Source organism: Streptomyces viridochromogenes DSM 40736 (assembly GCF_000158955.1).
In the GTDB taxonomy this organism is placed as follows: Bacteria; Actinomycetota; Actinomycetes; order Streptomycetales; family Streptomycetaceae; genus Streptomyces; species Streptomyces venetus.
This window is the reverse complement of record NZ_GG657757.1, coordinates 7,576,639-7,603,411: the sequence shown is the minus strand read 5'-3', so window position 1 is coordinate 7,603,411 and position 26,773 is coordinate 7,576,639. Positions and strand designations below refer to the sequence as shown.

Here is a 26,773-nt window from a genome sequence, read left to right as displayed (position 1 = left end):
GGGGGGCTGCGGGGCCGTCGTGGCTGGTCGCGCCCGCGCGGCGGCAGCCGCATATGGACCGCAGCCCCGCGCCCCTTTCGAAGGGGCGCTGCGCGCCCTTCACAACCTAGGGTGGCCCTACGGCAGACGTACACGCATCTCGGACCCGGGCGGGTCCGTTTCGCCTCCGGCGACTTCCGCGGTGACCTGGAGTTCGACGAGGAGGGGTACGTCGTGGACTATCCCGAGCTCGCCACTCGCCTGACGGCCCGTTAGCGCTCGGTCACCTTGCCGTCCGCCGCCTCCAGGCGGCGGTTCACGTGTACGGCGTCGAGCATGCGGCGGTCGTGCGTGACGAGGAGCAGGGTGCCGTCGTAGGCGTCGAGGGCCGACTCCAGTTGCTCGATGGCGGGCAGGTCGAGGTGGTTGGTCGGCTCGTCGAGGACCAGGAGGTTGACGCCACGGCCCTGGAGCAGTGCCAGGGCGGCTCTGGTGCGCTCGCCCGGGGAGAGGGTCGCCGCGGGGCGCAGGACGTGGTCCGACTTGAGGCCGAACTTGGCCAGGAGGGTGCGGACCTCGACCGGTTCGGTGTCCGGGACGGCCGCGCGGAAGGTGTCGAGCAGCGGTTCCTCGCCGTGGAACAGCTTGCGGGCCTGGTCGACCTCGCCGAGCAGGACGCCCGAGCCGAGCGCGGCGTGTCCGGCGTCGAGCGGGACGCGGCCGAGCAGGGCGGCGAGCAGCGTGGACTTGCCGGCGCCGTTCGCGCCCGTCACCGCGACCCGGTCCGCCCAGTCGATCTGGAGGGACACCGGGCCGAGGACGAAGTCGCCGCGCCGTACCTCGGCGTCCCGCAGGGTCGCCACGACCGCGCCCGAGCGGGGTGCGGCGGCGATCTCCATGTGCAGCTCCCACTCCTTGCGGGGCTCCTCGACGACCTCCAGCCGCTCGATCATGCGCTGGGTCTGCCGGGCCTTCGCGGCCTGTTTCTCGCTGGCCTCGCTGCGGAACTTGCGGCCGATCTTGTCGTTGTCGTTGCCCGCCTTGCGGCGCGCGTTCTTCACGCCCTTGTCCATCCAGGCGCGCTGCGTCTGGGCCCGGTCCTGGAGGGCGGCCTTCTTGTCGGCGTACTCCTCGTACTCGTCGCGGGCGTGCCTGCGGGCCACCTCCCGCTCCTCCAGGTAGGCCTCGTAGCCGCCGCCGTAGAGGTTGATCCGCCGCTGGGCGAGGTCGAGTTCGAGGACCTTGGTGACGGTGCGGGTGAGGAACTCGCGGTCGTGGCTGACGACCACCGTCCCGGCGCGCAGGCCGCTCACGAAGCGTTCGAGGCGTTCCAGGCCGTCCAGGTCGAGGTCGTTGGTCGGCTCGTCGAGGAGGAAGAGGTCGTAGCGGGACAGCAGCAGGGAGGCGAGTGAGGCGCGGGCCGCCTGGCCGCCGGACAGGGAGGTCATCGGCTGGTCCAGGTCGACCGTGAGCCCGAGCGAGTCGGCGATCTCCTCAGCGCGTTCGTCGAGGTCGGCGCCGCCGAGCCCGAGCCAGCGCTCCAGGCTCACAGCGTAGGCGTCGTCGGCGCCGGGTGCCCCGTCGACCAGGGCCTGGGTCGCCTCGTCCATGGTCCGCTGGGCCTCGGTGACGCCGGTGCGTCGGCCCAGGAACGCGCGTACGGTCTCGCCCGGCCTGCGGTCCGGCTCCTGCGGCAGATGACCGACGGTGGCGGTCGGCGGGGACAGGCGCAGCTCGCCCTGCTCGGGTGCGACGAGTCCGGCGAGCAGGGTGAGCAGGGTGGACTTGCCCGCGCCGTTGGCTCCGACCAGACCGATCACGTCGCCGGGCGCCACGACGAGGTCGAGGCCGGTGAACAGGGAGCGGTCGCCGTGGCCGGCGGCGAGGTTCTTGGCGACGAGGGTGGCAGTCATCAGAGCGCTGATCCTAATGGCCGCGTCGGTCAGTGCGTCACGGCGGTCAGTGCGTCACGGCCGTCACCAGGACGCTTCCGGAGGTGCGCGCCACCAGGAACGACTGTCCCCTCACGGCCTTGCCGTCGAGGGCGATGCGGTGGCGGCCCGGTTCGAGGACCTGGTCGAGGAGTTCGTGGATGTGGGCGCGGGCGAACCGGTCGAGGCGGTACGCGGTGAGCGTGACCCGGCAGGCGGAGCTGACGTCGACGTCCGCCGTCCCGCGCTGCGCGGTCAGCCCGGTGAGGCGGCGCCGCTCGACCGGACCGCGGTCCAGGGCGCGTTCGATCTGGGCGACGAGCAGGGGGACGATCGGGGCGAGGCCGTCGACGAAGGCGACGGGGACCCGGGCGCGCTCGAAGGCGTCGCGGACGGCGGCGCGTTCCCGCTCTCCCACGCCACGGCCGAAGACGACGGCGTCGTAGCCACGCAGTTCGTCGGCGGGTACGGCGTCGGTGTCGTGGGCGATGTCGGCGCCGACACCGATGGTGCGTAACGCCGCGGCGAGCCTGGCCAGGACGGCGACGCGGGCGCCGATCAGCAGGACGCGACGCCGGGTGTCCGGCGCGGAGCCGTCGAGCAGGGCGCTCAGTGCCGCGCGGTACTCGGCGCCGCGGAAGCGGAACGGGCCGATGCCGTGGTAGCCGTTGAGGTCGAGGTCGGCGTGTTCGTCGGTCTGCCAGGCGAAGTCCCGCCAGATGAAGTCCTCGCCGTCCCGGCGGATGACCGCGGTGACGGCGCCGCAGGCCAGGTCCTCGCATTCGGGGCAGCCGTAGACGACGTACCGGCCGCCGGGCAGCGGGGCCGCGCTCTCCAGGAGCAGGCTGCGGACCTGCGCGGTGAAGATCGCGGGTGGTACGTCGGAGGCGAGCGGGGAGACCGCGTCGAGGTCGGAGAGCCGGAACAGCAGCGGGCGGCCGTCGACGATGAAGTCCACGAAGTCCCGGTGGACCTGGTAACCACCGTCGGTGAGGACTCCGCCGGCCCGCATCGCGGGTGCCAGACCGAAGGTCGTGTATTCGGCACACATGTTGTGAGTATTCCCATACAAAGCGTGATGTGAGCACGGCATGGCACATTCCGCTACGGTCCGGGGCATGGCTGGCGAGCGGAGTGACGAGATCGTCGTTGTCGGTGGCGGCGTCGTGGGGTTGACGACCGCGGTGGTGCTCGCGGAGCGCGGGCGTCGGGTGCGGGTGTGGACGCGGGACTTTGCGGAGGCGACCACGTCGGCGGTCGCGGGCGCGCTGTGGTGGCCGTACCGGATCGAGCCGGTCGCGCTGGCCCGGGTGTGGGCGCTGCGGACGCTGGAGGTGTACGAGGAGCTCGCGGCGCGGGACGTGCGCAGCGGCGTACGCGTGGTCGAAGGGGTGCTGGGCGGGACCCGTCTCGACGAGGTCGAGGGATGGCTGGCGGGACGGGTGCCGGAGCTGCGGGCGACCACGGCCGGCGAGTACGCCGGGCCCGCGGTCCGGACACGGCTGCCGCTCCTCGACATGCCGGCCCATCTGCCGTGGCTGCGGGAGCGGTTCGTGGCGGCGGGCGGGGTGGTCGAGGCACGCACGGTGTCCTCGTTCGCGGAGGCCGAGGCACCGGTGGTGATCAACTGCACGGGCCTGGCCGCGCGGGAGCTGGTGCCGGACGAGTCCGTACGGCCCGTGCGCGGGCAACTGGTCGTGGTCGAGAACCCGGGCATCGACACCTGGCTGGTCCGCAAGGACGAGGCCGGGGAGTACGCGTACATGTTCCCGCAGCCGGACGGGCTCGTCCTCGGCGGTACGGCGGAGGAGGACGTCTGGTCGCTGGAGCCCGACCCCGCGACGGCGGAGGCGATCGTACGCCGCTGCGCCGCCCTGCGGCCGGAGATCACCGGGGCACGGGTCCTGGCGCACCGGGTCGGTCTGCGCCCCACGCGTCCCACGGTCCGTCTGGAGAGCGAACCACTGCCGGACGGCCGCCTGCTGGTCCACAACTACGGCCACGGCGGGGCGGGGGTCACGGTGGCCTGGGGGTGCGCCGAGGAGGCGGCTCGACTGGCACTCGACTGAGGGGCCCGAGCGATCGGGTCCGAGCGGCTCCCCGCGGTCGGCGATCGGCGACCGGCTCCTGGCGATCGGCGACCCGCTCCTGGTGATCGGCTGACCGGCTCCCGCGCGGCCTCCCGGGCCGGGTTTCCCGTCGACAGCTCGAGGAGCCGGGCGCAGGCGGGTTCGCGAGTCGGTCGCGGGCGCCGGAGCGGACAGGCCCGGCCGGTCCCGGGGCCAGGAGCCCCGGGACCGGGCGGTTCGCGGTCAGTGCTTGCCGATCGGGTCGCCTTCCACGTCCGGGCCGCGGCCCGGGCCGACGCGGAACTCGAAGTCGCCGTCGTACTTCTTGTGGCCTTCGATGACGGCCTGTTCGACGGCCTCGGAGCCCATCTGCTCGCGGACCATGACGGGGTCGCGGCGCAGATCCCGCATGAGGGCGACGCACATGAAGGTCATCACGACGACGAACGGGGCCGCCGCGAGGATGGTGAGGTTCTGCAGGCCGGTCAGGGCGTCGCCCTGACCGCTGCCGACGAGGAGCATGATCGCGGCCACCGCTCCGGTGACCACACCCCAGAACACCACCACGAAGCGGCCGGGTTCGAGCGCTCCCTTCTGCGAGAGGGTGCCCATGACGATCGACGCCGCGTCGGCGCCCGACACGAAGAAGATGCCGACGAGGATCATCACGAGCAGGCTGGTGGCCGTCGCGAGGGGGAACTGCTGGAGCACGTCGAAGAGCTGGCCCTCGGGGGTCGCCTCCTTGCCGAGCTGCCCCTGCTCCTGCATCTTCATCGCCGAGCCGCCGAAGATGGCGAACCAGATCAGGCTGACCGTGCTGGGCACCAGGATGACGCCGCCGACGAACTGCCGGATGGTCCGGCCCCTGCTGATACGGGCGATGAACATGCCGACGAACGGCGTCCAGGAGATCCACCACGCCCAGTAGAAGACGGTCCAGCTGCCCAGCCAGTCCGCGACACCCTTCCCGCCGCTGGCCTCCGTACGGCCGGCCAGCTGGGGCAGGTCGCCGAGGTAGGCGAAGACCGAGGTCGGCAGCAGGTCGAGGACGATGATGGCCGGGCCCGCCACGAACACGAACACGGCGAGGATCAGCGCCAGCACCATGTTGGTGTTGGACAGCCACTGGATGCCCTTCTCCACACCGGAGACCGCGGACGCGACGAAGGCCAGGGTCAGCACCGCGATGATCGTGACGAGCAGCCCGGTGCTCACCTTGTCCATCCAGTTCAGCTCCTGCACACCGGAGCCGATCTGCAAGGCGCCCAGCCCCAGCGAGGCGGCGGACCCGAAGACGGTCGCGACGATCGCGAGGACGTCGATGACGCGGCCGACGGCGCCGTTCGCGTGCTTCTTGCCGATGAGCGGGGTGAAGACGGCACTGATGGTCTGGCGCCGCTTCCTGCGGAACGTGCTGTAGGCGATGGCGAGACCCACCACGGCGTAGATCGCCCAGGGGTGGAGCGTCCAGTGGAACAGGGTGGTGGCCATGGCCGTTTCCATGCGTTCACCGGAGTCGGCCGGATTCGTGCCCGGCGGTGCCGTCGCGTAGTGCGACAGCGGTTCGCTCACGCCGTAGAACATCAGGCCGATGCCCATGCCCGCGCTGAACATCATCGCGACCCAGGACACCGTGCGGAACTCGGGCTCCTCGCCCTCGGCTCCGAGGTGGATACGGCCGTAGCGGCTGGCCGCCAGCCACAGCGCGAACACCACGAAGCCCGAGGCCGCGAGCATGAACGCCCAGCCACCGTTGTGCATCAGCCCACTGAGCATGCTGGTGGAGACGCTTTCGAGCGAGTCGGTGGCCGCGGCCCCCCAGACCACGAAGGCGAGGGTGAGCGCGGCCGTGACCCCGAAGACGATCCGGTCGGTTGTGGGCCGTTCCTGACCGGGGAGGCCCGCTTCCGAGCCCGGAAGCGTGCCTCCCGCATGTGGTTCCTGATCTCTTGCTTCGTCATGCGTCACGGCGGCACCTTTCATCGGGACATAGGACGGACGTAAGTCCTCCGTAACGCCCCTACCACGTGTGGCGCAATTTCACCCCCTTCAACATTGCGTTTCGGGAACGGCCTTGGTGAGGTGGTACGTGGCTCGCTCGTCCAGCAGCAACGGGACGAGCGACCGCAAGGACTGGCGCAGGGGCACGAGCACGCCCTCCCCGTCCTTGCGTACGCGCACTCCGTGCAGCGCGAGTTCGTCTCCGACCTCGGCGTACTGTGCGGCCGAAAGCCGGTAGCCGCAGGGCGGGTCGCCGATCACCTCGGCGGGTTCGGGCGCGTCGTTGTCGGCGCCGCCGACGTAGACGGGGCCGGTGTCGGCCCAACCCGTGAGCCGGGCCCTGTCCGTCACCGCCTCGACGGCGCCCCGGCGCTGGTCGGCGTAGGCGAACAGGCCCGCCAGCGCGTCCAGTTGGGAGGTGACCCGGCGCCGGTTGTTCAGCGCCTCGTCGTCCTTCTCCGCGTCGGTGAGAGGGTCCACGCGGCTCTCGATGAGCAGTCCGACCGCATGCTTCACATACATATTGCGCAAAATGCGCTCCTGCCCGTCACCGGCGACCTGTTTGACCGGCTCGCCGGTCTCGGGGTCCGTCCAGATGCCGTAGGTACCGGTCGAGTGGCCGGCCCGCTGTGCGGCGGGGCGGACGTACGCCTCGGAGAGCGTCCGTGCCTCGTCGTGGACCGCGTCGTGGGTGTTGAGGTTGCGCGGCCACAGGTCGAACAGGTCCTTGTCGTAGTACTGGGGCGTGGCGCCGTACTCGTGCAGGTCGTAGACCACGTCCGGGCGCTGGTCGCGGATGACGGCGGCCAGGGCGCGGCCTTCCGCGGTCCGCAGGGCGAGGTGATCCCGGTTGATGTCGACGCCGTCGCTGTTGCCGCGGGTGTCGGCGGCCCGGCCGTCGGGGTTGGCGGTGGGCACGACGAGGACCGTGGTGCGGTCCAGGAAGCGCCGGGTGCGGCTGTCGCGGGCGTACGCGAGATCCCGGATCGTGGTCAGGCAGGCTTCCCGCCCGGAGGGTTCGTCGCCGTGCTGGCTGCACACGAGCAGCACCTTGTTGGGCGTCGGGTGGGTGCCGATGCGGACGAGCTGGAGTGGGCGGCCCTGCCCGGTGGTGCCGAAACGGGTCATGGAGACACGGCTGCTCGACCGGTCGACGGCCTTGAGGAAGCCCTGCTCCTCGGGCTGCGTCGTCCAGCGGGCGCCGTCGGTCTGTTCGAAACCGGTGCGCGGCGGGGAGTCGGTGCCGGCCCGGGCCGGGGCGGCGACCAGGGAGGCGGCGAGAGCCGCGGCGGTCAGGGTCAGGGCGCGGACGCGGATCACTGGCTGCCCTCCGGGACACGGTGAGTGGTGCGCGGGTCTCGTACGCCGTCGAGGAAGCCGGCGTCGGGGGTGACGAACGCGGCACCCGTGGTGGCGCGGGCGAAGGCGGCCGTTCCGCCGACGAAGGGGACGCGCGCCGAGGTGCGGGACAGGTCGAGCGTGAGCTTCGGCCTGTCGGCGGGAGGGTCGATGAGGCCCTTGTCGGTGCCCGCGACGATCAGTGCCAGGCGGTGGCCCGCGGGGACGACATGGTCGGTCGCCGCCAGGTCGAGGGTGATCGTGTACCGCTTGCCCGGGGTGAGCGGGGTGCCCTTGAGGTCGGAGGCGTGGTTGCCGAGGTCGGCCCAGCCGCGGCTGACGATGGTGTAGTCGACGTCGGTGGTCTTCGCCTTCGTCTCCTTGAAGCAGGCGCTGTCACCGGCGGTGCTCGCGCCCCAGCAGGTCCGGTCGGTGAGGGTGGTGATGCCTTCGCCGCCGTCGGCGTAGTCGCGGATGGTGTCGGGCCCGATGTCGGCCAGGACGGCGGAGAGATGGGCCGTGGGCGTGGAGGATCTCGCGGTGACGGTGACCTCGGAGGAGCCGGACACGCGCAGGTCGCGGCTGAGCGGCCGGGTGACGAAACCGGCCTTCTCCGGTGTCGGCTTGTCGATCCGCGTGGCCCAGTCGGTCTCGCCCAGGTCCGGGTCGTCGGTGACGGTCCCGGTGCCGTGACCGCGGTGCAGACCGAGGGTGCCGGCACCGGCGGTGCCGCCGCGGTCGGGGCGCAGGGTGGCGGCCCGGGTGCCGTTCGGCGGCCACGCCCTGGAGGTGGTCCACTGGTCGGGGTGCCGTTCGATGTCGGCCATGGGCTCGCGGTCGATGCCGTTGTCGTAGCCCATGAGTTCGTGGTCGAACCAGCGGTGCAGGGTGTCGACCCAGGCGGCGCGGCGGAAGTCGAAGGGGTCGACGTGGCCGGTCTGGGAGAGCCAGATCTTGCGCTCGACACCGTTCTTCGCGAGGGCGTTCCACCACTGGCCGACGTGCTTCATGCGGACGTTGAGGTCCTGCATGCCGTGCACGAGGAAGACGCTGGCCTTGACCTTGCGCGCGGCCCTGACGTAGTCGCGCTCGGTCCACAGCGGCGTCCAGTCACCGGTGCGGGGAGCGCCGTCGACGAGTTTCTGCTGCACGGCACCGCACTTGGCGCGGGCGTCGGGGCTGTTCACGTAGTCGGACAGCCACTCGGGGCCGGAGTCGTACAGCGGGGCGCCCTGCTGGAAGTAGTAGTCGTACCAGGAGGAGATGGCGCTGATCGGGACGACGGTCTTCAGTCCCTTGACGCCGGTCGCGGCCACGCCGCCCGCGATGGTGCCGTCCCAGCTCTTGCCGATCATGCCGGTCCTGCCGTTGGACCAGCCGGCCTCGGCCCGGGTCGTGCCCGTGCGGCTGGTGTAGGCCTTGGCGCGGCCGTTCAGCCAGTCGACGACGGCCTTCGCGGACTGGACGTCGGAGCGGCCGCCGACGTCGACGCAGCCGTCGGACCGGTTGGTTCCGGCCAGGTCCACGCCGACGACCGCGTAGCCGCGGGGCACGAAGTAGTTGTCGTAGAACAGCGGCATCCGGACGACGTCGCCGTCGGCGTCGTACGTCTTCTTCTGGCTCTCGTTGCCGCGTCCGCAGCAGGAGTAGTACGGGCTGGCGTCCATGATGACCGGGACCTTGCGGCCCTTGGAGGCGGGTTCGCGGGGGCGGACGATGTCGACGGCGACCCGGTCGGCCTGTCCGTCGCCGTCGCCGTCCAGCCCGGTGTCCACCCAGACGGCCTCGCGGATGGCGTTCTCGTAGGAGTGGACGGGCTCGCTCCCGCGCGGTGCGGCCTGTGCCGCGGCCGGGGTGAGCAGCGTGGCCACCAGGGCGGCCGTGGCCGCCGTCGCGAGCGGTCTCCAGGTCGTGAAGCGCGTGCGTTTCGGCATGGCCGGACGCTACATCGGTCAACTCCTGTTCAGAAGAGGGCACCTGACGGACCGGCGTGTCCCGGGTGACCCCGTGGGCCGGGGTCTCATGTCGGCCGAATGGCGATCGTGTGACAAGAGGGGCCATGGACATGACCAGAGAGAGCGGGAGTCAATAGGCTCCGGAAGGACTTCGGGACCCTACGACTTGGAGTTTTGCGTGCACCGCAGAATCATCGCGCCGGGAGCCCTGACGGCGGCCGTTCTCCTGCTGGCGATCCCGGCATCGGCCGCGTCCTACGCCCCCGGCGCGCCGGGCATCGGCGACCCCTACTACCCGGCCTACGGCAACGGCGGATACGACGTCTCCCACTACGACCTCAGGCTGAAGTACCAGCCGGCCACGGACGAACTCGAGGGCACGGCGACCCTGGTGGCCCGCACCACGCAGGACCTGTCCCGCTTCAACCTGGACTTCCTGCTGGACGTCGACGAGGTGCGGGTGGGCGGCGCGAAGGCCTCGTTTCGGACGTCGGGCGAGCACGAGCTGGAGGTCACGCCGAAGACCCCGCTGGCCAAGGGAACGCCCGTCACGGTCGTCGTGCGCTACCGCGGGGTGCCGTCGTCGAAGCAGGCGTACGGCTTCACCAGCTGGCACCGCACGCCGGACGGCGGTGTCGCGGCGAACGAGCCCGAGGCGGCGGCCTGGTGGTTCCCGAGCAACGACCACCCACTCGACAAGGCCACCTACGACGTGTCCGTGCTGGTCCCGGACGGCACGCAGGCCATCTCCAACGGCACGCTCCAGTCGACGAGTTCACGGCTCGGCTGGACCCGCTGGAACTGGCGCTCCGACAAGCCGCAGGCCACGTATCTCGCGACGCTCGCGGTCGGGAAGTTCGACATCACCACCGGCACGACCGAGAGCGGCATCCCGGTCCTCAACGCGTACAGCAAGGACCTGGGCGCGAACGCCGGCTCGGCCCGGGCGAGCCTCGAACGGACCGGGGAGGTGGCGGACTTCCTGGCCGGGTACTTCGGCCCGTACCCCTACAACGCGCTCGGCGGATACGTGCCGAACACGACCACCGGGTACGCCCTGGAGACCCAGACCCGGCCGTACTACAGCCCGCGGCAGTTCGCGAACGGGTCGAACGTGTCCGTCGTCGTCCACGAGCTGGCGCACCAGTGGTACGGGGACGTGGTGTCGCTGAAGCGCTGGGAGGACATCTGGATCCACGAGGGCTTCGCACGGTACGCGCAGTGGCTGTGGTCCGAGCACGAGGGCGAGGGCACGGCGCAGGAACTCGCCGACTACGTGTACGCCTCGCATCCGGCGGACGACTCGTTCTGGACGGTGAAGCCCGGCGACCCGGGCCCCGACAACCAGTTCGACATCGCGGTCTACGACCGGGGCGCGCTGGCGGTGCAGGCACTGCGCAACGAGATCGGTGACGAGGCGTTCTTCGCGATTCTCAAGGGCTGGCCGCAGAAGCACGCCTACGGCAACGCGTCGGTCGCCGACTTCCAGCGGTACGCCGAGGAGGTCTCCGGCAAGCCCCTGGCCGCACTCTTCGACACCTGGCTCTTCCAGCCGTCCAAGCCGGCGACCTCGGCGGCCCGGACGGCGTCGGTCGCGACATCCGGCGGGCCGGTGACGCAGCCGAAGTCCTGGAAGAAGATCGCGGCGACGAACGGCGCGCACGGGCACGCGGAGCGGGGCACCGGGGGGCGCGAGCACTGAGGCACGGGTGATGAGCACCACATGGGCGGGGCCACTGGCAGTGGCCCCGGCCTGCTACTTCGTGAACTGGGACAGTTCCTGGTCGGCCGTCCGGGACACCCGGCGGCGGATGCCGAACCAGCCCGCGACCAGCATGGCCGCGATCAGCGGGACGAGCAGGAGGGTCTTGCGGCCGACCTCGGGGTCGTTCCACATCATGCCGAGGCAGGCCAGCAGGAAGGCGATCGTGGCGATCTCCGTGACCGGGCTGCCGAAGAGGCGGAAGGAGGGGCGGGCGAGCAGGCCCGCCTTGGCGCGGCGGACGAAGACCAGGTGGCAGATCATGATGATCACCCAGGTGCTGATGATGCCGAGCGAGGCGACGTTCAGCACGATCTCGAACGCCTGGGCCGGCACGAGGTAGTTCAGACCGACGCCGAGCACGCACACCGCGCAGGTCAGCAGGATGCCGCCGTAGGGGACCTGGCTGCGGTTCATCCGGGCGGTGAACTTCGGCGCGGAGCCGGCCGTCGCCATCGAACGCAGGATGCGGCCCGTGGAGTACAGGCCCGAGTTCAGCGAGGACATCGCGGCGGTCAGGACGACCAGGTTCATGACGTCGCCCGCCGCCGGGACGCCGATCTTCGACAGGACGGTGACGAAGGGGCTCTGGTCGGCCGAGTAGAGCGAACCGGGCAGGAGCAGCGCCAGGAGGACGACCGAGCCGACGTAGAAGAGACCGACCCGCCACATGATCGAGTTCACCGCGCGCGGGACGACCTTCTCCGGCTCGGCGGTCTCGCCCGCTGCGACACCGACCAGTTCCAGCGCGGCGTACGCGAAGATCACGCCCTGCATCACGAGGACGACGGGCATCATGCCGTGCGGGAAGACGCCGCCGTTGTCCGTGATGACGCCGATGCCCGGAGTCTGGCCGCCCACCTCGTGCTGGGTGGCCAGCAGGAAGATGCCGATCAGCATGAAGCCGACGAGCGTCGCGACCTTGATGATCGCGAACCAGAACTCCATCTCGCCGAAGATCTTCACCGAGATGAGGTTCACCGCCAGCACGACCGCGAGGGCGGCCAGCGCGAGCACCCACTGGGGGATGTCGGTGAACAGGCTCCAGTAGTGCGTGTAGAGCGCGATCGCGGTGATGTCGGCGATGCCGGTGGTCGACCAGTTCAGGAAGTACATCCAGCCGGCGACGTAGGCGCCCTTCTCACCGAGGAACTCGCGCGCGTACGACACGAAGGAGCCCGAGGAGGGCCGGTACAGGACCAGCTCGCCGAGGGCCCGGACGACGAAGAAGGCGAAGATGCCGCAGACCAGGTACGCCAGTGCGAGCGCCGGGCCCGCGTTGTGCAGCCGGCCACCGGCGCCCAGGAAGAGTCCGGTGCCGATCGCGCCGCCGATGGCGATCATGTTGACGTGGCGGGCCTTGAGGTCCTTGCTGTAGCCGGCGTCGCCCGCGTCCGCGGGCACCTGGGCCGCGTCGCTGGGGGATGCGGCTGCTGCCGTGTTCACGGCGTCCTTGCTCACGGGTGGATCCACTCTCTGGTACTCCCGAGCGGGTCGCGCTCGGCTGTCCGGACGTACATAAGGTCTGCGCCCTGTAAAGGCACAGACCAAGGGGCCACCTTCCCCCACCCTGCACGCCTCACGCGGTGGCGTACGTCACAGAGCGCTCCTTCTCACACCGCCGTCGCCTCGCTCGGCGCAGGTGTCACAGCTTCGGTGGGACAGCGATACTGCTGCACATGACGACCGACACCGAGGATCCGACCCTCACGATCGACGAACTGGCGGCCAAGGCCGGTGTCACGGTGCGCACGGTCCGCTTCTACGGCACCAAGGGACTGTTGCCGCCGCCGGTCCTCGGCCCCCGGCGCGTGGGCCACTACGGGCGGGAGCACCTGGCCCGGCTGGCGCTGATCGAGGAGTTGCAGCACCAGGGCATGACGCTGGCGGGCATCGAGCGCTACCTGCGGCAGCTGCCGCCGGACCTGAGCGCGCACGATCTCGCCGTCCACCGGGCCGTGGTGGCCTCCTGGGCGCCGGACACCGTCGAGACCATCACCCGGGAGGAACTACGGCGGCGCGCGGGGCGGCCGCTCGGCGACGAGGACGTCGAGCGGCTCGTCGCGATGGGCGTGGTCCGGCCCGCGGAGGACGGGTACGCAGCCGACCTCGGTCTGCTCCGGCTGGGCGTCCGGCTGCTGGACGTGCCGCTCTCCCAGGAGGCGATCTTCGCGGCGCGCGAGGTTCTCCTCGAACACTCGCGCGCCGCCGCCCGTGAACTCTCCCGGCTCTTCCGCGGCGAGGTCGCCGAGCGGGACGCGCGGGACGTGCGGTCCCTGTCGGCGCACATGCACCCTCTGGTGGTGCAGGCGCTCCTCACGGCCTTTCAGCGGTCGCTGAAGGAAGAGCTGGGCGAGTGGCTCACCGAGTCGGGTGAGCCCGCAGACTCAGGCACGGGCTGAGTCGCTGAACCTCTCCCCCCGCTCCGCCTTCTCCACCAGCAGCGCGGGCGGTGTGAACCGGTCGCCGTAGCGCTCGGCGAGTTCACGCGCGCGTGCCACGAACCCGGGCAGGCCTCCCTCGTAGCCGTTGATGTACTGGAGCACGCCGCCGGTCCAGCCCGGGAAGCCGATGCCGAGGATGGAGCCGATGTTGGCGTCCGCCACCGAGGTCAGCACTCCTTCCTCCAGCAGCCGGACGGTGTCCAGTGCCTCGACGAAGAGCATGCGCTCCTGCATGTCCCGGAACGGGATCCGGTAGCCCGGCTTGGTGTAGTGCTCGCGCAGCCCGGGCCAGAGCCCGGCGCGCTTGCCGTCGTCCCCGTAGTCGTAGAAGCCGGCGCCGCCGCTGCGGCCCGTGCGGCCGAACTCGTCGACCATGCGGTCGATGACGGCCTCGGCGGGATGGGCGACCCAGGTGCCGCCGGCCTCCTCCACGGCCCGCTTGGTCTCGGCCCGGATCTTGCGGGGCAGCGTGAGCGTCAGCTCGTCCATCAGGGACAGCACCTTGGCCGGGTAGCCGGCCTGCGCGGCGGCCTGTTCGACCGACGCGGGTTCGACGCCCTCGCCGACCATGGCGACGCCCTCGTTGATGAAGTGCCCGATGACGCGGGAGGTGAAGAAGCCGCGCGAGTCGTTGACGACGATCGGCGTCTTGTTGATCTGCCGGACCAGGTCGAAGGCTCGGGCCAGGGCCTCCTCGCCCGTGCGCTCGCCCTTGATGATCTCGACCAGCGGCATCTTGTCGACCGGCGAGAAGAAGTGCAGACCGATGAAGTCGGCCTGGCGCTCCACTCCCTCGGCGAGCGCGGTGATGGGGAGGGTGGAGGTGTTGGAGCACAGCAGCGCGTCGGGGGCCACGACGTTCTGGATCTCCTGGAACACCTTGTGCTTGAGGGTGGTGTCCTCGAAGACGGCCTCGATCACGGCGTCGCAGCCCGCCAGGTCCTGTGCCTCCGCGGTGGGGGTGATCCGGGCCAGCAGCGCGTCGGCCTTCTCACGGGTCGTACGGCCCTTGGTGACGGCCTTGGCGCACAGCTTCTCGGAGTAGCCCTTGCCCTTGAGGGCCGCCTCCAGGGAGACGTCCTTCAGGACGACGTCGATGCCGGCCCGGGCACAGGAGTAGGCGATCCCGGCGCCCATCATCCCGGCGCCCAGGACAGCGACCTTGCGGACCTTGCGCGGCTCGATGCCCTTCGGCCGGTTCGCGCCGGAGTTGACGGCCTGGAGGTCGAAGAAGAAGGCCTGGATCATGTTCTTCGACGTCTGCCCGGCAGCGAGATCCACGAAGTAGCGGGCCTCGATGATCTGGGCGGTCTCGAAGTCCACCTGCGAGCCCTCGACGGCGGCGGCGAGGATGTTGCGCGGCGCCGGGTAGGGCGCGCCGTTCGTCTGCTTGCGCAGGGTCGCCGGGAAGGCGGGCAGGTTCGCCGCGAACTTGGGGTTGGCGGGCGTGCCGCCCGGGATCCGGTAGCCCGGCTTGTCCCAGGGCTGCTGGGCCTCCGGGTTGGCGTCGATGAACGCGCGGGCCTTGGCGAGCATGTCCTCCTGGCTGTCGGCCACGTCGTCGACGAGGCCGTTCTCCAGGGCGCGGCGGGGGTTGTACTGGGTGCCCTGGAGGAGGACCTTGAGCAGCGCGTCGGCGATGCCCAGCAGGCGGACGGTGCGGACGACGCCGCCGCCTCCGGGCAGCAGGCCGAGGGTGACCTCGGGGCAGCCGATCTTCGAGCCGGGCGCGTCGAGGGCGATGCGGTGGTGGCAGGCCAGGGCGATCTCGTAGCCGCCGCCGAGAGCCGCGCCGCCCAGCGCGGCGACGACCGGCTTGCCGAGGGTCTCGATGCGGCGCAGGTTCCGCTTGATCGCCATGCCGCCGTCGAACAGTTCCTGGGCCGTCTCGGGGGTGACCCGGATCAGGTCACGCAGGTCGCCGCCGGCGAAGAAGGTCTTCTTGGCGGAGGTGATGATGACGCCGCGGATACCGTCCTTCTCGGCCTCCAGGCGGTCGGTGACGGCGGCGAGGGAGTCGCGGAACGCCTGGTTCATGGTGTTCGCGGACTGGTCGGGGTCGTCGATGACCAGGGTGACGAGGCCGGTGTGGTCCTGTTCCCAGCGGATGGTGGTGGACTCAGTGCTCATGTGGAGGTGCTCCGTGTGATCCGTCGGGAGGTGGTCAGATGCGCTCGACGATGGTCGCGACGCCCATGCCGCCGCCGACGCACAGCGTGGCGAGGCCGTAGCGCTTGTCCTGGCGCTCGAGTTCGTCGACGAGGGTGCCGAGGATCATCGCGCCGGTCGCGCCGAGGGGGTGGCCGAGCGCGATCGCGCCGCCGTTGACGTTGATCTTGTCCAGGGACAGGCCCATGTCCCGCGCGAAGCGCAGCACGACCGCCGCGAACGCCTCGTTGATCTCGACCAGGTCGATGTCGTCGATGGACAGTCCGGCCTTGGCGAGGGCCTTGCGGGTGGCCGGGGCGGGGCCGGTGAGCATGATGGTGGGCTCGGAGCCGGACACCGCGGCGGAGACGATCCGGGCCCGGGGCGTGAGCCCGTAGCGCTCGCCGACCTCCTTGGAGCCGATCGCGACGAGCGAGGCGCCGTCCACGATGCCGGAGGAGTTGCCCGCGTGGTGGACGTGGTCGATCTTCTCCACCCAGTGGTACTGCTGGAGCGCCACCGCGTCGAAGCCGCCGAGTTCGCCGATGTCCGCGAAGGACGGCTTCAGCCCCGCGAGGGAGTCGGCGGTGGTGCCGGGGCGCGGGTGCTCGTCGTGGTCGAGGACGACGAGGCCGCTGCGGTCCTTCACCGGCACGACGGACCTGTCGAAGCGCCCGTCCTTCCAGGCGGCGGCCGCCCGCTCCTGGGAGAGGGCCGCGTACTCGTCGACGTCCCGCCGGGAGAAGCCCTCGATGGTGGCGATGAGGTCGGCGCCGATGCCCTGCGGCACGAAGTTGACGTCGAGGTTGGTCATCGGGTCGTTGAACCAGGCGCCGCCGTCGGAGGCCATCGGCACCCGGGACATCGACTCGACGCCGCCCGCGAGGACGAGGTCCTCCCACCCCGAACGGACCTTGGCGGCGGCCAGGTTGACGGCCTCCAGGCCCGAGGCACAGAAGCGGTTCTCCTGGACACCGGCCACCGTGTCGGGCAGCCCCGCGGCGATGGCCGCGATCCGGGCGATGTCGGAACCCTGGTCGCCGACCGGGCCGACGACGCCGAGCACGATGTCGTCGACGGCGGCGGGGTCCAGGCCGGGGAAGCGGGCGCGGATCTCGTGGATGAGTCCGACGACCAGGTCGATGGGCTTGGTGCCGTGCAGGGCGCCATTGGCCTTGCCGCGTCCGCGCGGGGTGCGGATCGCGTCGTACACGTACGCTTCGGTGCTCACGAGGAGGCCTTTCACTGAGGGTTTCGGGACGACGGGAGGAGCCCGGGGACGTCCCAGTCCCGGGCGACCTCCGCGGTGTCGGCGCCCGGCTGCGCCGGGCCGGTGCGGACGGAGGTCGGGGTCGCGGAGAAACGGGGGGCCGGGGCGGGCTGGGTGATGCCGCCGTGGTCGGTGAACGTGCCGCGGGCGGCGAGGTGCGGGTGGTGCGGGGCCTCGCGCAGCGACAGCACGGGCGCCACGCACGCGTCGGAGCCCTCGAAGACCGCTGTCCACTCGTCCCGCGTCCGGGTCTTGAAGCGGATCGCGACCTGCTCGCGCAGCTCACCCCACTGGCTGACGTCCTTTCGGGCCTCGGCCCGGTCCTCGATGCCGAGGAGGGCGAGGAACTGCGCGTAGAACCGCGACTCCAGCGCCCCGACGGCCATGTGCCGGCCGTCGGCCGTCTCGTACGTCCCGTAGTACGGGCAGCCGCCGTCCAGGAGGTTGGCGCCGCGGCGGTCCTGCCAGCCACCGGCGGCGAGCATGCCGTGGATCATCGTGGCGAGGTGGGAGGCGCCGTCGACGATGGCGGCGTCCACGACCTGGCCGGTGCCCGTCGCCCGCGCGTGGTGCAGGGCGGCGAGGACGCCGACGACGAGGTAGAGGGAGCCGCCCGCGTAGTCGCCGAGCAGGTTGGCCGGGACCGCCGGCGGCTCGTCCGGCCGGCCGATCATGCCGAGCGTGCCGGTGGGGGCGATGTACGCGATGTCGTGCCCGGCGCGCTGGGCCAGCGGCCCGTCCTGGCCCCAGCCGGTCATCCGGCCGTAGACGAGACGGGGGTTGCGGGCGTGGCAGTCCCCGGGGCCGACACCGAGGCGCTCGGCGACGCCGGGCCGGTAGCCCTCGACCAGGACGTCGGCCCGCGCGACCAGATCGAGCACCCGGGCGGGGCCGTCCGGCGACTTCAGGTCGACGACCACCGAGCGCTTGTTGCGGTTGGTGACGTCGTAGGCCGGGTCGATCGCGAGCCCGGGCCCGCCGGGCCGGTCCACGCGCACGACGTCGGCCCCGAGGTCGGCGAGCAGCATGGCGGCGAACGGGCCGGGTCCGATCCCGGCCAGTTCGACAACCCGCACGCCGGCGAGCGGGCCCTGCCCTGGCGTCCTTGCCGTGGTCATCCAGCCCCCAGTGCTGTGACACAAGTGATGTAACACCAGTGATGCTAAGAACGCGTTCCACTCGGCACAAGACCTGCCCGAGCAAGCGCTTAGCAATCTGCCGGACGAGGTCAGCCCCCGTCCAGTACCGCTGTCAGCCGCCTGGGCGGGATCACCCGACAGCTCTCGTCCCCAGCGCGGACTCGCGCACTTTCTCCCACTTCTTCAGGGCATTCCTGGGCACGGCCATCGTCCTTCCTCCGGGCTCGTCGTCGGGCTCCGCACTCCTCACGCTAGCCTCGGCCACCGACAGCGGCACGGGCTGAACGACCGAGGGGTGTCATGAGCGGGTTGAACAGGACGGACCGTCCGTACGACATCGTGCTTTTCGGAGCCACGAGTTTCGCCGGAGAGCTCACCGCGGAGTACCTGGCCCGCCACGCGCCCGAGGGGCTGCGCTGGGCGATCGCGGGCCGCAGCGCGGAGAAGCTGGAGCGGCTTCGGGAGCGACTGCCGGCCGGCACGGAGGTCGGGGTGCTGCGGGCGGACGTCTGCGACCCGGCCTCGGTGCGGGCGCTGGCCGAGAGCGCGCGGGTGGTGGCCACGACGGTCGGCCCGTACGTGACGTACGGCGAGGAGCTCGTCGCCGCCTGCGCCGACGCCGGGACCGACTACCTCGACCTGGCGGGTGAGCCCGAGTTCGTGGACCTCATGTACGTGCGGCACGACGCACGCGCGCGTGAGACCGGGGCGCGGCTGGTGCACGCCGCCGGGTTCGACTCGATCCCGCACGACCTCGGCGTGTACTTCACCGTGCGGCAGCTGCCGGAGGGCGTGCCGCTGACCGTGGACGGGTTCGTGACCGCCGACGCGGCGTTCTCGGGCGGCACGTTCGGCTCGGCCCTGAACCAGTTCGCCCGGCAGCGGGAGATGGCGGCGGCCGCGCGGGACCGGCGGCGCCACGAGCCGCGGCTGGTGGGCCGGCGGGTGTCGGCGCCGACGGCGGCGCCGCGGTTCGCCAAGGAGGTCGGCGCGTGGGCGCTGCCGATGCCGACCATCGACCCGCAGATCGTGCGGCGATCGGCGTCGGCCCTCGACCGGTACGGGCCCGAGTTCCGCTACCGGCAGTACGCTGCCGTCCGGCGTCTGCCGGTCGCCGTGGGCGGGGTCGCGGCCGTGGGTGCCGTGGTCGCGGCGGCCCAGCTGCCGGCCGCGCGGCGCTGGCTGTCCGGCCGGCTCAGGCCCGGGGACGGGCCGAGCCCCGAGAAGCGGGCGAAGAGCTGGTTCTCGCTGCGCTTCGTGGGCGAGGGCGGTGGGCGGCGGGTGTACACGGAGGTCTCGGGCGGCGATCCCGGTTACGACGAGACGGCGAAGATGCTCGCCGAGTCGGCGCTCTGCCTCGCCTTCGACGACCTCCCGAAGACGGCGGGTCAGGTCACGACGGCCGTGGCCATGGGTGACGCGCTGATCGACCGGCTGCGCACGGCCGGCATCCGCTTCCGCGTCGCGTCGTCGCGCTGAACGCGCACGTCGGAGCTCCGGCGCTGAACGGCCGCCGCCGGGTGCCGGTCTGGAGCCGCCGAGTGCCGGCCTAGAGCGGCCACTCGGCGATGGTGTAGATCATCCCGGCTATCCAGGCGAGCCCCGCCAGCACGGCGAGGATCAGGCCGACCGTGACGGCCCGCTCGACGGTCTGGGTCGGACTGGCAACAGGCTTGGTGGCGCGGTGCGTTGTCATGCGCCCCAGCCTGCCGACCCGGGCGGTGGCCGGGCATCCGTACTGGTACTCAGAGCCGGTACTCAGATCGCGCGGCCCGTCAGGCGGCAGTCCGCTCCCCCGGTTTGAGACTTTTCCCGGCGCTGCGCGGGCAACAGCGCGAAAAGTGCCAAGAAGGACTTCAATGAAACCATTGAAGGCATGAAGTTCCTTCTTGAAGTCACCATGGACGACGCGGCGTTGGCGAGGGATCCGGCGGGCGAGCTGGGCCGGATCCTCAGGTACTGGGGCGGCAACCTGCACCACTACCCGCTCCGGCCCGGGGACGGGTCGGTCATCTGCGACTCGGAGTACCGCGAGGTGGGCCGCTGGCGCGTGGCCGATCAGACGAAGTAGGGCCGGTCAGACGGAGTAGGTCTGCCGCAGCGCCTGCCGGCAGAGCGCGTCCGCCCTGCGTGTGGTCTCCGGGAGGCGGTACCGGGGGGTGAGCGCCAGGGTGTGGGCGCAGGCGTTGGGCAGGGTCACGCGGTGGCCGACCGAGACGAAGACCGGTTTCACGCCGTCGCGTGTGCGCAGGGCGCGGCCGACCTCCTCGGAGCCGGCGAGCAGCGCGGAGGTGCTGCCGCGCGGGGCGGCCGGGGCGTCGTGTTCGAAGGTGAAGGGGTTCTTGGCGACACCGATCGTGGGCAGTCCGGTGAGCACCCCGAGGTGGCTGGCGAGGCCGAAGCGGCGGGGGTGGGCGAGGCCGTAGCCGTCGCAGACCACCAGGCCGGGCGGGCACGCCACGGCGTCGAGGGCGGCGAGGACCGCGGGGATCTCGCGGAAGGCGAGCAGTCCGGGCACGTAGGGGAAGGAGACCCGGCCCACCGCCGTGGCCTCGGCGACCACGGCGAGACTCGACGCGTCCAGGACGACCGCCGCCGCGGCGACCACGTCCCGCTCGTCGTCGTAGGCGACGTCGACCCCCGTCACATGGCCCGTCCCGGGCGGGGGCCCGGGTTCGTCGAGGATCACGCGTGCGCGCAGTTCGTCCTGGACGGCGCGGGCCTGCTCCTCGGTCGCGGGCCAGCCCTCGGGAATGCGTACCGTCGTCATGGTGATCTGAGCCTATAGGCTCGTGATCATGTTCGTGCTGGAGCTGACGTACACCGCCCCGCTGGAAGCCGTCGACACCGTGCTGGAGGCGCATGTGGCGTGGCTCGACGAGCAGTACGCACGGGGCGTCTTCCTCGCCTCCGGGCGCAAGAACCCCCGCGACGGCGGGGTGATCCTCGCCGTCGCGGGGGACCGTGCGCGGATCGAGGAGATCGTCGCGGGGGACCCGTTCGTCACCGCCGGCGTCTGCGCGTACCGCGTCACCGAGTTCGTGGCGACGAAGACGGCTCCCGCGCTGGAGGCCTACCGGGAGACCCTCTGAGGCGTGCGCCTCACTTGCTCAGCGCGCGCTGGAGCTGGCTCTTGTTCATGGTGGACCGGCCTTCCACACCACGGCGCTTGGCCTCCTGGTAGAGCTGGTCGTAGGTGGGGCCCTGGGACCCCTGCCCCGACCGCTGACCGCCACGCCTGCCGGACGACATGTCCTTGGTGGAGGTACGGCTCGCCGTCTTCGACTCGCCGGAGCGGGCGCGTTCCTTGTTCACCGTCCGTGCGGCGATCTCCTCGGCGCGGCCGGTGCTCTCGCCCCGGTCCTTCGCGCCCTCCTTGATGTGCTCGTACTGGCGCTCCCGCTTGGAGCTCGAACCGCGTGGCATTCTCGCTCACTCCCTTTCACATCCGGTGCACGAGTACCCACACTGCCGACCTTCACCGCGTGCCGCTCGCTCAGTGCTCCAGGCGGGCCACCCGCCCCTGCTCGCCGGCGGCCCGGCAGCCGGCACCCGAGGCCCGGTCGACGGTGCCGTAGGAGCCCGTGCCGACCGTGCGCCAGATGCGGCCGCCGTCCGTGTGCGGTCGGTGCCGTCAGGGCCGACGGCGAGGGCGGATACGGCGGCCAGGAGGCGCGTCATCGCGCTGGTCGTGGTCGAGAAAAATCCACGAATCCGCGCACCCCGTGAACATTCCGTGCCCACCCTCCGTACCTCAGAGAGGTTCCCGTGCGAGAAGCCCCCCACGCGGCTCCGCAATATGCTCTGAGAGGCCTGATGAGACGCAACACGCGGAAGAGATCGAAAACCACCCGCCGGATGGTGGGCGCGATGGCAGCGCTGGCCGTGGGAGCCGGCGGACTGGTCGCGGCCAACATCTACGCTTCGGCCGAAGAGACCAGCGCGCCGAGCGGAGCCCAGAACCAGGCTCAGGCTGCCTCCTCCACCGTCGACTGTCCCGACGTGGGCCAGAAACTGACGGCCGTTCCGGCGCAGGCCCGCGCCCAGGTCGACAAGGAACTGGCGCTGCTCGACAAGCAGGTGGCCGAGGCCTACCAGCGCCTGTCCTCCTCCCAGCGGGCGATCCAGCAGGACCCCGGCTTCGCCCAGAACGCCATCATCAATCCGCTGAAGGACAAGCGGAAGGCGACGATCGACCGGATCGCCATCGCCATCGGCCGGGTCGCCGCCAGGCCGCAGGGACTCGACACCCTGGCGGCCTGCACGCTGCGCGCCACCGGCAACCAGACCAACGCCGGTCAGGCCGGCAACGGCCCCGTCGCGGCCGACTTCGTGAACATCACCAAGGTGCGCCCCAACGTAAGCGCCCCGCGCAAGGCGGCGACGGCCTCCACCGGCGTCTTCACCACCAAGTGCGGTGTCAACGCCAACAAGCTGTACAACTCCGACAACGTCATCGTCGCCCCCGGTGTCACCAACGGCGCCCACCACGTGCACGACTACGTCGGCAACCAGGCCAACAACGCCTTCGCCGCCGACCAGACCCTGGCGGCCGGCAAGACCAGTTGCCGCAACCAGGGCGACAAGTCGACCTACTACTGGCCGGTGCTGCGGCTGCGCGACGGCACCAAGGAGTTCGACGCCGACAAGCTGGGCGGCGGCGCCGAGGGCAACACCGGCCGGATCCTGACCGCCAAGGCGGCCACGTTGAACTTCGTGGGCAGCCCGCGCGGCAAGGTGGCGGCGATGCCGAAGTTCCTGCGCATCATCACCGGTGACGCCAAGGCGTTCACCAACGGCACGGCCAACGCCAACGCCTCCTGGAGCTGCACCGGCTTCGAGAACAAGGTGCAACTGAAGGACAAGTATCCGCTCTGCCCGTCCGGCAGCGACGTGGTACGCACCTTCAAGTTCCAGAGCTGCTGGGACGGCCGGAACACCGACAGCGCCAACCACCGCGCGCACGTGGCCTTCGCCGACGCGAGCGGCCGGTGCCCGAGCGGCTTCAAGGCCATCCCGCAGCTGGTGCAGCGCCTGGTGTACGACGTGGACGCGCCGAGCCTCAAGGACAACGGCAAGACCCGTCCGTTCTTCGCCCTGGACGGCTTCCCCGAGCAGGCACACAAGCCCGTCACCGACCACGGGGACTTCATCAACGTGTTCGGCGCACAGCTCATGAACAAGATGGTGCAGTGCATCAACACCGGACGCAGGTGCAGCTGACCTGACGGACCGTGGGGCGGGCGGCGTACGGCCGGCGCCCGCCCCACGGACCAGCACTCCACTCCTACGACCGTGAGCCGGCCCGGCTCCGGCGTTTCACGGTGCCCGCGCTGCTGCTCCCCGCGCCGGGCACCATGGGCATCCACCGCCTGAACCGGCGTTACGCGCTGTCCGGACGGATCACTCGCCCCGGGCCGGACCCGCGCTTGCGCCGCTGCCGGCCGGTCTCCCTCCACTGCCAGGGCACGCGAGGAGAGCCACATCACTCCCGTGCATGAACGCGGTGACAGAGGTCACTCGCATTTCGTGTGCACGGATTGGCTGATTCCGTCGTCTCTTCCAGTGCCCCGGTCTCATACGCCCGGAAGTCCGTCCAGCCGTCACAAGGGAGCAAGGCGTTGTCCATCGTCATCGAGCAGCCCGTGGAGGCCCGCCTCGTCGCCGCCGCGCCGCGTATGCCGAGCATTCCCGCGACGCTGCACTACGACCGGCGTGATCCGTTCGCCGTCCGCATGACCTTCCCCGCCCCGGCCACGCTGGAGGGCGTCGAGGTCTGCTGGACGTTCTCGCGCGAGCTCCTCGCCTCGGGCCTGAAGACGGCCGAGGGGCACGGCGACGTGCGGGTGCGGCCGTACGGGTACGACCGCACGGTGCTGGAGTTCCACGCCCCCGAGGGCACCGCCGTCGTGCACATCCGCTCGAGCGAGGTACGCCGGTTCCTGGAGGCCACGAGCGAGCTCGTGCCGGTCGGCCTGGAGCACCTCCAGCTGGACCTGGACCGCGACCTGGCGGAACTGATGCGGGACGCGTGCTGAGCCGACTGCCCTGAGCGCGGAGAACATCGGCCGTCCGCTCAGGGCAGGGCGGCTTTCGCCGCCGTCACGGTCAGTGCCGTACAGACCTCGCGGACGATCTCCCCGAGCCCGGACGCCGACGCCCCGGCGTGCCCGGCCAGCTCCGCCACCCGTCGCTCGTGGGCGCGGACGTCGGCGACGGGCAGCAGTCGCGCCGAGGCGGCGAGGGCGACGACCGCCGCGTCCCGTGCCGAGACCCCGGCGACCGGCTGCGGCCCCCGGAGAACCTGCCGCGCCTCCTCCCGCAGCGCGTCCACGGCGGCGACACGCCCCGGCGCGTACTCCACGGACGGGAACACGCCGAGGACCCGCTTCTTCTCCGCGCGCAGGAAGCCCTCGGCCACCAGCTGCTCCCGCACCGCGTCGAACGTCACCCGCGTCCGCAGCGTCACCCACGTCCGCCAGGAGTGCGGGCGGGACTCGCGGACGAGTTCCAGCAGCCCGTCGAGGACCGCGTCACCGGTGCGGGAGTCCAGGTCGGCCGGCGTGGCGATGCCGTCCTCGTCGACCAGCAGGCCGCGCCGGGCCAGCTCGATGAGGGCGCCGGCCCGGACCAGGCCCGGCAGATCGGCACGGCCGGTGGCCGTCGGCCGCGCGGTGTCCCAGGCCAGCAGGCAGAGCCGGGCCGGCAGCGAGATCGGACCGGTGGGCACGGGGCCTCCTCGGGTCGGGCAGATCGAATGGCTCGTAAATCGCGTTGACAGGGTCCGGGCCCCCTCGTAGCGTCGACAGCGTCCTGTTGCCGCCGATTGGAGAAGGACGTTGCTCGTCTGAGGTCCTGAGACACCGCGTCACGCACCCCATCAGGTGTGTGCGCCGCGTGCGACCTCGGCGTTCGAGCCGTCCTCCGGTACAGGGCTTCCTTTCTGCACATGAAGTGCCCGTGACGTGCCCTGGAGCCCCTCCTCCCTGGTCGCAGGTGTCTCGATACGCGTTTGCCCCTGACCGCATCAAGCAACCGCGAAAGAGGCCCGCATGCCTGCTTCCATCACCGTCACGTCCCTCTCCTTCACCTGGCCCGACGGCTCCCCCGTCTTCGAGGGCCTCGACGTCGCCTTCGGTCCGGGCCGGACCGGCCTGGTCGGGGTCAACGGGTCGGGGAAATCGACCCTGTTGAAGCTGATCGCCGGTGAGCTCGCACCGGCCGACGGCACCGTCCGCGTGGCCGGTGAGGTCGGCTACCTCCCGCAGAACGTCACGCTCGACACCACCCTGCGCGTCGACGAGGCGCTCGGCATCGCCGACCGGCGGGCCGCGCTGCACGCCATCGAGGCCGGGGACGTGTCCGAGGCGCACTTCGAGACCGTCGGCGACGACTGGGACGTGGAGGAGCGCGCCCTGGCCACCCTCGGCGAACTCGGCCTCGGACACGTCCAGCTGGACCGCACCATCGGCGAGGTGTCCGGCGGCGAGTCGGTCCTGCTGCGGCTGGCCGCGCTGCTGCTGCGCCGCCCCGACGTGCTGCTGCTGGACGAGCCGACCAACAATCTCGACCTGTACGCGCGCAGGCGGCTGTACACGGCTGTGCAGTCCTGGCCGGGCGTCATGGTCGTCGTCAGCCACGACCGGGAACTGCTGGAACTCGTCGACCAGATCGCCGACCTGCGCCGAGTGAATTCTGCGGCGCGCAGCGCCTCGGTTGAGGGTGGTGGTGGGAGACGGGTGGGCGAGATCACCTGGTACGGCGGCAACTACTCCGCCTACGAGGAGGCCCTCGCGATCGAGCAGGAGGCGGCCGAGCGCATGGTGCGCGTCGCCGAGTCCGACTTCCGCAAGCAGAAGCGCGAACTGACCGACGCCCAGGTCAAACTGGCCCGCCGTAAGCGGTACGGGCAGAAGATGTGGGACCAGAAGCGTGAGCCGAAGATCGTCATGGGCGCGCGCAAGCGTGCGGCACAGGAGTCCGCGGGCAAGCACCGCATCATGCACGAGGAGAAGCTCGCCGAGGCCAGGGAGCGGCTCGACGAGGCGGTGGAGGCGGTACGGGACGACGACGAGATCCGGGTCGACCTGCCGTACACGGCCGTGCCACCGGGGCGTACCGTCCTCACCCTCCAGGATCTCGGGCTCCGCTACGGCGCCCGGGTGAAGGGCGGTTTCGAGTTGCGCGGCCCCGAGCGGGTCGCGCTGATCGGCCGCAACGGCGCGGGCAAGACGACGCTGCTGCGCACGATCACCGGGGAGCTCGAAGCGGAGTCGGGCGAGGTGACGGCGCATGTCCCGCTGCGGTTCCTGCCCCAGCGGCTCGACGTCCTGGACGGGGAGCGGACCGTCGCCGAGAACGTGGCCCGGTTCGCGCCGGGCGCCACCAACAACCGGGTCCGGGCGCGGCTGGCCCGCTTCCTGTTCCGGGGGGCCAGGGCCGACCAGAGGGCGGCGACGCTGTCCGGCGGGGAACGCTTCCGGGCGGCGCTGGCCGCGCTGATGCTGGCGGAGCCCGCGCCGCAGCTGCTCATGCTGGACGAGCCGACCAACAACCTCGACATGGCGAGCGTGCGGCAGCTGACCACGGCCCTGGAGTCGTACGAGGGAGCGCTGATCGTGGCCAGTCACGACCTGGCGTTCCTGGGGTCGGTCGGCATCACGCGCTGGCTGCTGCTGGAGGAGGGAGAACTGAGGGAAATCACGCCAGAGACTGTCGGGTTTCCCGCCTAGCGTCG

Annotated in this window: 23 protein-coding genes and 1 pseudogene; 10 read left to right on the top strand and 14 right to left on the bottom strand. The window is 71.3% G+C overall.

All coding sequences use genetic code 11. The features are described from left to right. Positions 1–111: 111 nt before the first annotated feature. Positions 112–255 carry a putative glycolipid-binding domain-containing protein gene (locus SSQG_RS41125; protein WP_244299331.1) on the top strand — a complete coding sequence of 48 codons (144 nt, stop codon included), beginning with the start codon at positions 112–114 and terminating at the stop codon, positions 253–255. On the opposite strand, the gene SSQG_RS33260 is transcribed toward SSQG_RS41125, so the two are convergent. Beyond that, positions 252–1,892, bottom strand: coding sequence for an ABC-F family ATP-binding cassette domain-containing protein (locus tag SSQG_RS33260; RefSeq protein WP_003994363.1), 1,641 nt, complete (start codon positions 1,890–1,892; stop codon positions 252–254). The genes SSQG_RS41125 and SSQG_RS33260 overlap by 4 nt on opposite strands. A gap of 46 nt (positions 1,893–1,938) precedes the next feature. Further along, positions 1,939–2,961 carry a hypothetical protein gene (locus SSQG_RS33255; RefSeq protein ID WP_003994362.1) on the bottom strand — a complete coding sequence of 341 codons (1,023 nt, stop codon included), beginning with the start codon at positions 2,959–2,961 and terminating at the stop codon, positions 1,939–1,941. Positions 2,962–3,028: 67 nt separating this feature from the next. On the opposite strand from SSQG_RS33255, the gene SSQG_RS33250 reads away from it, so the two are divergent. Continuing rightward, on the top strand, positions 3,029–3,979 hold the full coding sequence (locus SSQG_RS33250; RefSeq protein WP_003994361.1) for an FAD-dependent oxidoreductase: 951 nt from the start codon (positions 3,029–3,031) through the stop codon (positions 3,977–3,979). 243 nt (positions 3,980–4,222) lie between these two features. On the opposite strand, the gene SSQG_RS33245 is transcribed toward SSQG_RS33250, so the two are convergent. The 3 genes from SSQG_RS33245 to SSQG_RS33235 all read right to left on the bottom strand — a co-directional run bounded on the left by SSQG_RS33245 (position 4,223) and on the right by SSQG_RS33235 (position 9,252). Continuing rightward, positions 4,223–5,962 (bottom strand): BCCT family transporter, encoded by a 1,740-nt coding sequence (locus tag SSQG_RS33245; protein ID WP_003994360.1) that lies wholly within the window; start codon positions 5,960–5,962, stop codon positions 4,223–4,225. Positions 5,963–6,028: 66 nt separating this feature from the next. Continuing rightward, positions 6,029–7,300 carry a M14 family metallopeptidase gene (locus SSQG_RS33240; RefSeq protein ID WP_003994359.1) on the bottom strand — a complete coding sequence of 424 codons (1,272 nt, stop codon included), beginning with the start codon at positions 7,298–7,300 and terminating at the stop codon, positions 6,029–6,031. Then, complete coding sequence (locus SSQG_RS33235) at positions 7,297–9,252, bottom strand: Xaa-Pro dipeptidyl-peptidase (protein WP_003994358.1); 1,956 nt, start codon at positions 9,250–9,252, stop codon at positions 7,297–7,299. The genes SSQG_RS33240 and SSQG_RS33235 overlap by 4 nt, the downstream gene beginning before the upstream one ends. 199 nt (positions 9,253–9,451) lie before the next feature. Between SSQG_RS33235 and SSQG_RS33230 the strand changes: the two genes are divergently transcribed. Beyond that, complete coding sequence (locus SSQG_RS33230; RefSeq protein WP_003994357.1) at positions 9,452–10,975, top strand: M1 family metallopeptidase; 1,524 nt, start codon at positions 9,452–9,454, stop codon at positions 10,973–10,975. A 54-nt stretch (positions 10,976–11,029) separates the two neighbouring features. On the opposite strand, the gene SSQG_RS33225 is transcribed toward SSQG_RS33230, so the two are convergent. After that, on the bottom strand, positions 11,030–12,496 hold the full coding sequence (locus SSQG_RS33225; RefSeq protein ID WP_003994356.1) for an amino acid permease: 1,467 nt from the start codon (positions 12,494–12,496) through the stop codon (positions 11,030–11,032). 218 nt (positions 12,497–12,714) lie between these two features. Between SSQG_RS33225 and SSQG_RS33220 the strand changes: the two genes are divergently transcribed. Then, positions 12,715–13,437 (top strand): MerR family transcriptional regulator, encoded by a 723-nt coding sequence (locus SSQG_RS33220; protein ID WP_003994355.1) that lies wholly within the window; start codon positions 12,715–12,717, stop codon positions 13,435–13,437. Here the strand turns inward: SSQG_RS33220 and SSQG_RS33215 are convergent. From SSQG_RS33215 to SSQG_RS33205, 3 genes are read right to left on the bottom strand one after another with little or no spacing between them, the layout of a single operon-like run. After that, positions 13,423–15,609 (bottom strand): 3-hydroxyacyl-CoA dehydrogenase NAD-binding domain-containing protein, encoded by a 2,187-nt coding sequence (locus tag SSQG_RS33215; RefSeq protein WP_003994354.1) that lies wholly within the window; start codon positions 15,607–15,609, stop codon positions 13,423–13,425. The genes SSQG_RS33220 and SSQG_RS33215 overlap by 15 nt on opposite strands. Before the next feature lie 34 nt (positions 15,610–15,643). After that, entirely contained in the window at positions 15,644–16,858 is a 1,215-nt protein-coding gene (locus tag SSQG_RS33210) for an acetyl-CoA C-acetyltransferase (protein WP_039934166.1), read from the bottom strand. Between the two features lie 11 nt (positions 16,859–16,869). Next, complete coding sequence (locus tag SSQG_RS33205; protein WP_052310377.1) at positions 16,870–18,015, bottom strand: CaiB/BaiF CoA transferase family protein; 1,146 nt, start codon at positions 18,013–18,015, stop codon at positions 16,870–16,872. Between the two features lie 321 nt (positions 18,016–18,336). Between SSQG_RS33205 and SSQG_RS33200 the strand changes: the two genes are divergently transcribed. Then, a complete protein-coding gene (locus SSQG_RS33200) occupies positions 18,337–19,515 on the top strand; it encodes a saccharopine dehydrogenase family protein (protein ID WP_003994351.1) in 1,179 nt (392 codons plus the stop codon). Positions 19,516–19,585: 70 nt separating this feature from the next. Here the strand turns inward: SSQG_RS33200 and mmpA are convergent, their stop codons facing one another. After that, positions 19,586–19,732, bottom strand: coding sequence for a morphogenic membrane protein MmpA (gene mmpA / locus SSQG_RS41990; RefSeq protein WP_086025127.1), 147 nt, complete (start codon positions 19,730–19,732; stop codon positions 19,586–19,588). Between the two features lie 180 nt (positions 19,733–19,912). On the opposite strand from mmpA, the gene SSQG_RS33195 reads away from it, so the two are divergent. Next, on the top strand, positions 19,913–20,107 hold the full coding sequence (locus tag SSQG_RS33195; RefSeq protein ID WP_003994350.1) for a hypothetical protein: 195 nt from the start codon (positions 19,913–19,915) through the stop codon (positions 20,105–20,107). Positions 20,108–20,113: 6 nt separating this feature from the next. On the opposite strand, the gene SSQG_RS33190 is transcribed toward SSQG_RS33195, so the two are convergent. Then, the gene (locus SSQG_RS33190) at positions 20,114–20,806 is read right to left on the bottom strand and encodes an endonuclease V (RefSeq protein WP_003994349.1); all 693 of its coding nucleotides are present in this window, start codon (positions 20,804–20,806) and stop codon (positions 20,114–20,116) included. Between the two features lie 28 nt (positions 20,807–20,834). Here SSQG_RS33190 and SSQG_RS33185 point away from each other — a divergent pair, with 28 nt between their 5' ends. Then, a complete protein-coding gene (locus tag SSQG_RS33185) occupies positions 20,835–21,128 on the top strand; it encodes a YciI family protein (RefSeq protein WP_003994348.1) in 294 nt (97 codons plus the stop codon). A 10-nt stretch (positions 21,129–21,138) separates the two neighbouring features. On the opposite strand, the gene SSQG_RS33180 is transcribed toward SSQG_RS33185, so the two are convergent. Both SSQG_RS33180 and SSQG_RS43215 read right to left on the bottom strand, forming a co-directional pair. Continuing rightward, a complete protein-coding gene (locus tag SSQG_RS33180; protein WP_003994347.1) occupies positions 21,139–21,462 on the bottom strand; it encodes a hypothetical protein in 324 nt (107 codons plus the stop codon). Positions 21,463–21,532: 70 nt separating this feature from the next. Further along, a pseudogene (locus SSQG_RS43215) lies at positions 21,533–21,693 on the bottom strand (oxidoreductase); the annotation flags it as partial. A gap of 159 nt (positions 21,694–21,852) precedes the next feature. On the opposite strand from SSQG_RS43215, the gene SSQG_RS33175 reads away from it, so the two are divergent. Together SSQG_RS33175 and SSQG_RS33170 are read left to right on the top strand one after the other, a co-directional pair. Next, positions 21,853–23,259 (top strand): DUF1996 domain-containing protein, encoded by a 1,407-nt coding sequence (locus SSQG_RS33175; RefSeq protein WP_003994345.1) that lies wholly within the window; start codon positions 21,853–21,855, stop codon positions 23,257–23,259. A 398-nt stretch (positions 23,260–23,657) separates the two neighbouring features. Beyond that, positions 23,658–24,074: an SsgA family sporulation/cell division regulator gene (locus tag SSQG_RS33170; RefSeq protein WP_003994344.1), complete on the top strand. Its 417-nt coding sequence runs from the start codon at positions 23,658–23,660 to the stop codon at positions 24,072–24,074. A 38-nt stretch (positions 24,075–24,112) separates the two neighbouring features. On the opposite strand, the gene SSQG_RS33165 is transcribed toward SSQG_RS33170, so the two are convergent. Then, positions 24,113–24,766 carry a GOLPH3/VPS74 family protein gene (locus tag SSQG_RS33165; protein WP_039934161.1) on the bottom strand — a complete coding sequence of 218 codons (654 nt, stop codon included), beginning with the start codon at positions 24,764–24,766 and terminating at the stop codon, positions 24,113–24,115. Positions 24,767–25,088: 322 nt separating this feature from the next. Here SSQG_RS33165 and SSQG_RS33160 point away from each other — a divergent pair, with 322 nt between their 5' ends. Next, a complete protein-coding gene (locus SSQG_RS33160; protein ID WP_003994342.1) occupies positions 25,089–26,768 on the top strand; it encodes an ABC-F family ATP-binding cassette domain-containing protein in 1,680 nt (559 codons plus the stop codon). The last annotated feature ends 5 nt before the right edge of the window (positions 26,769–26,773 follow it).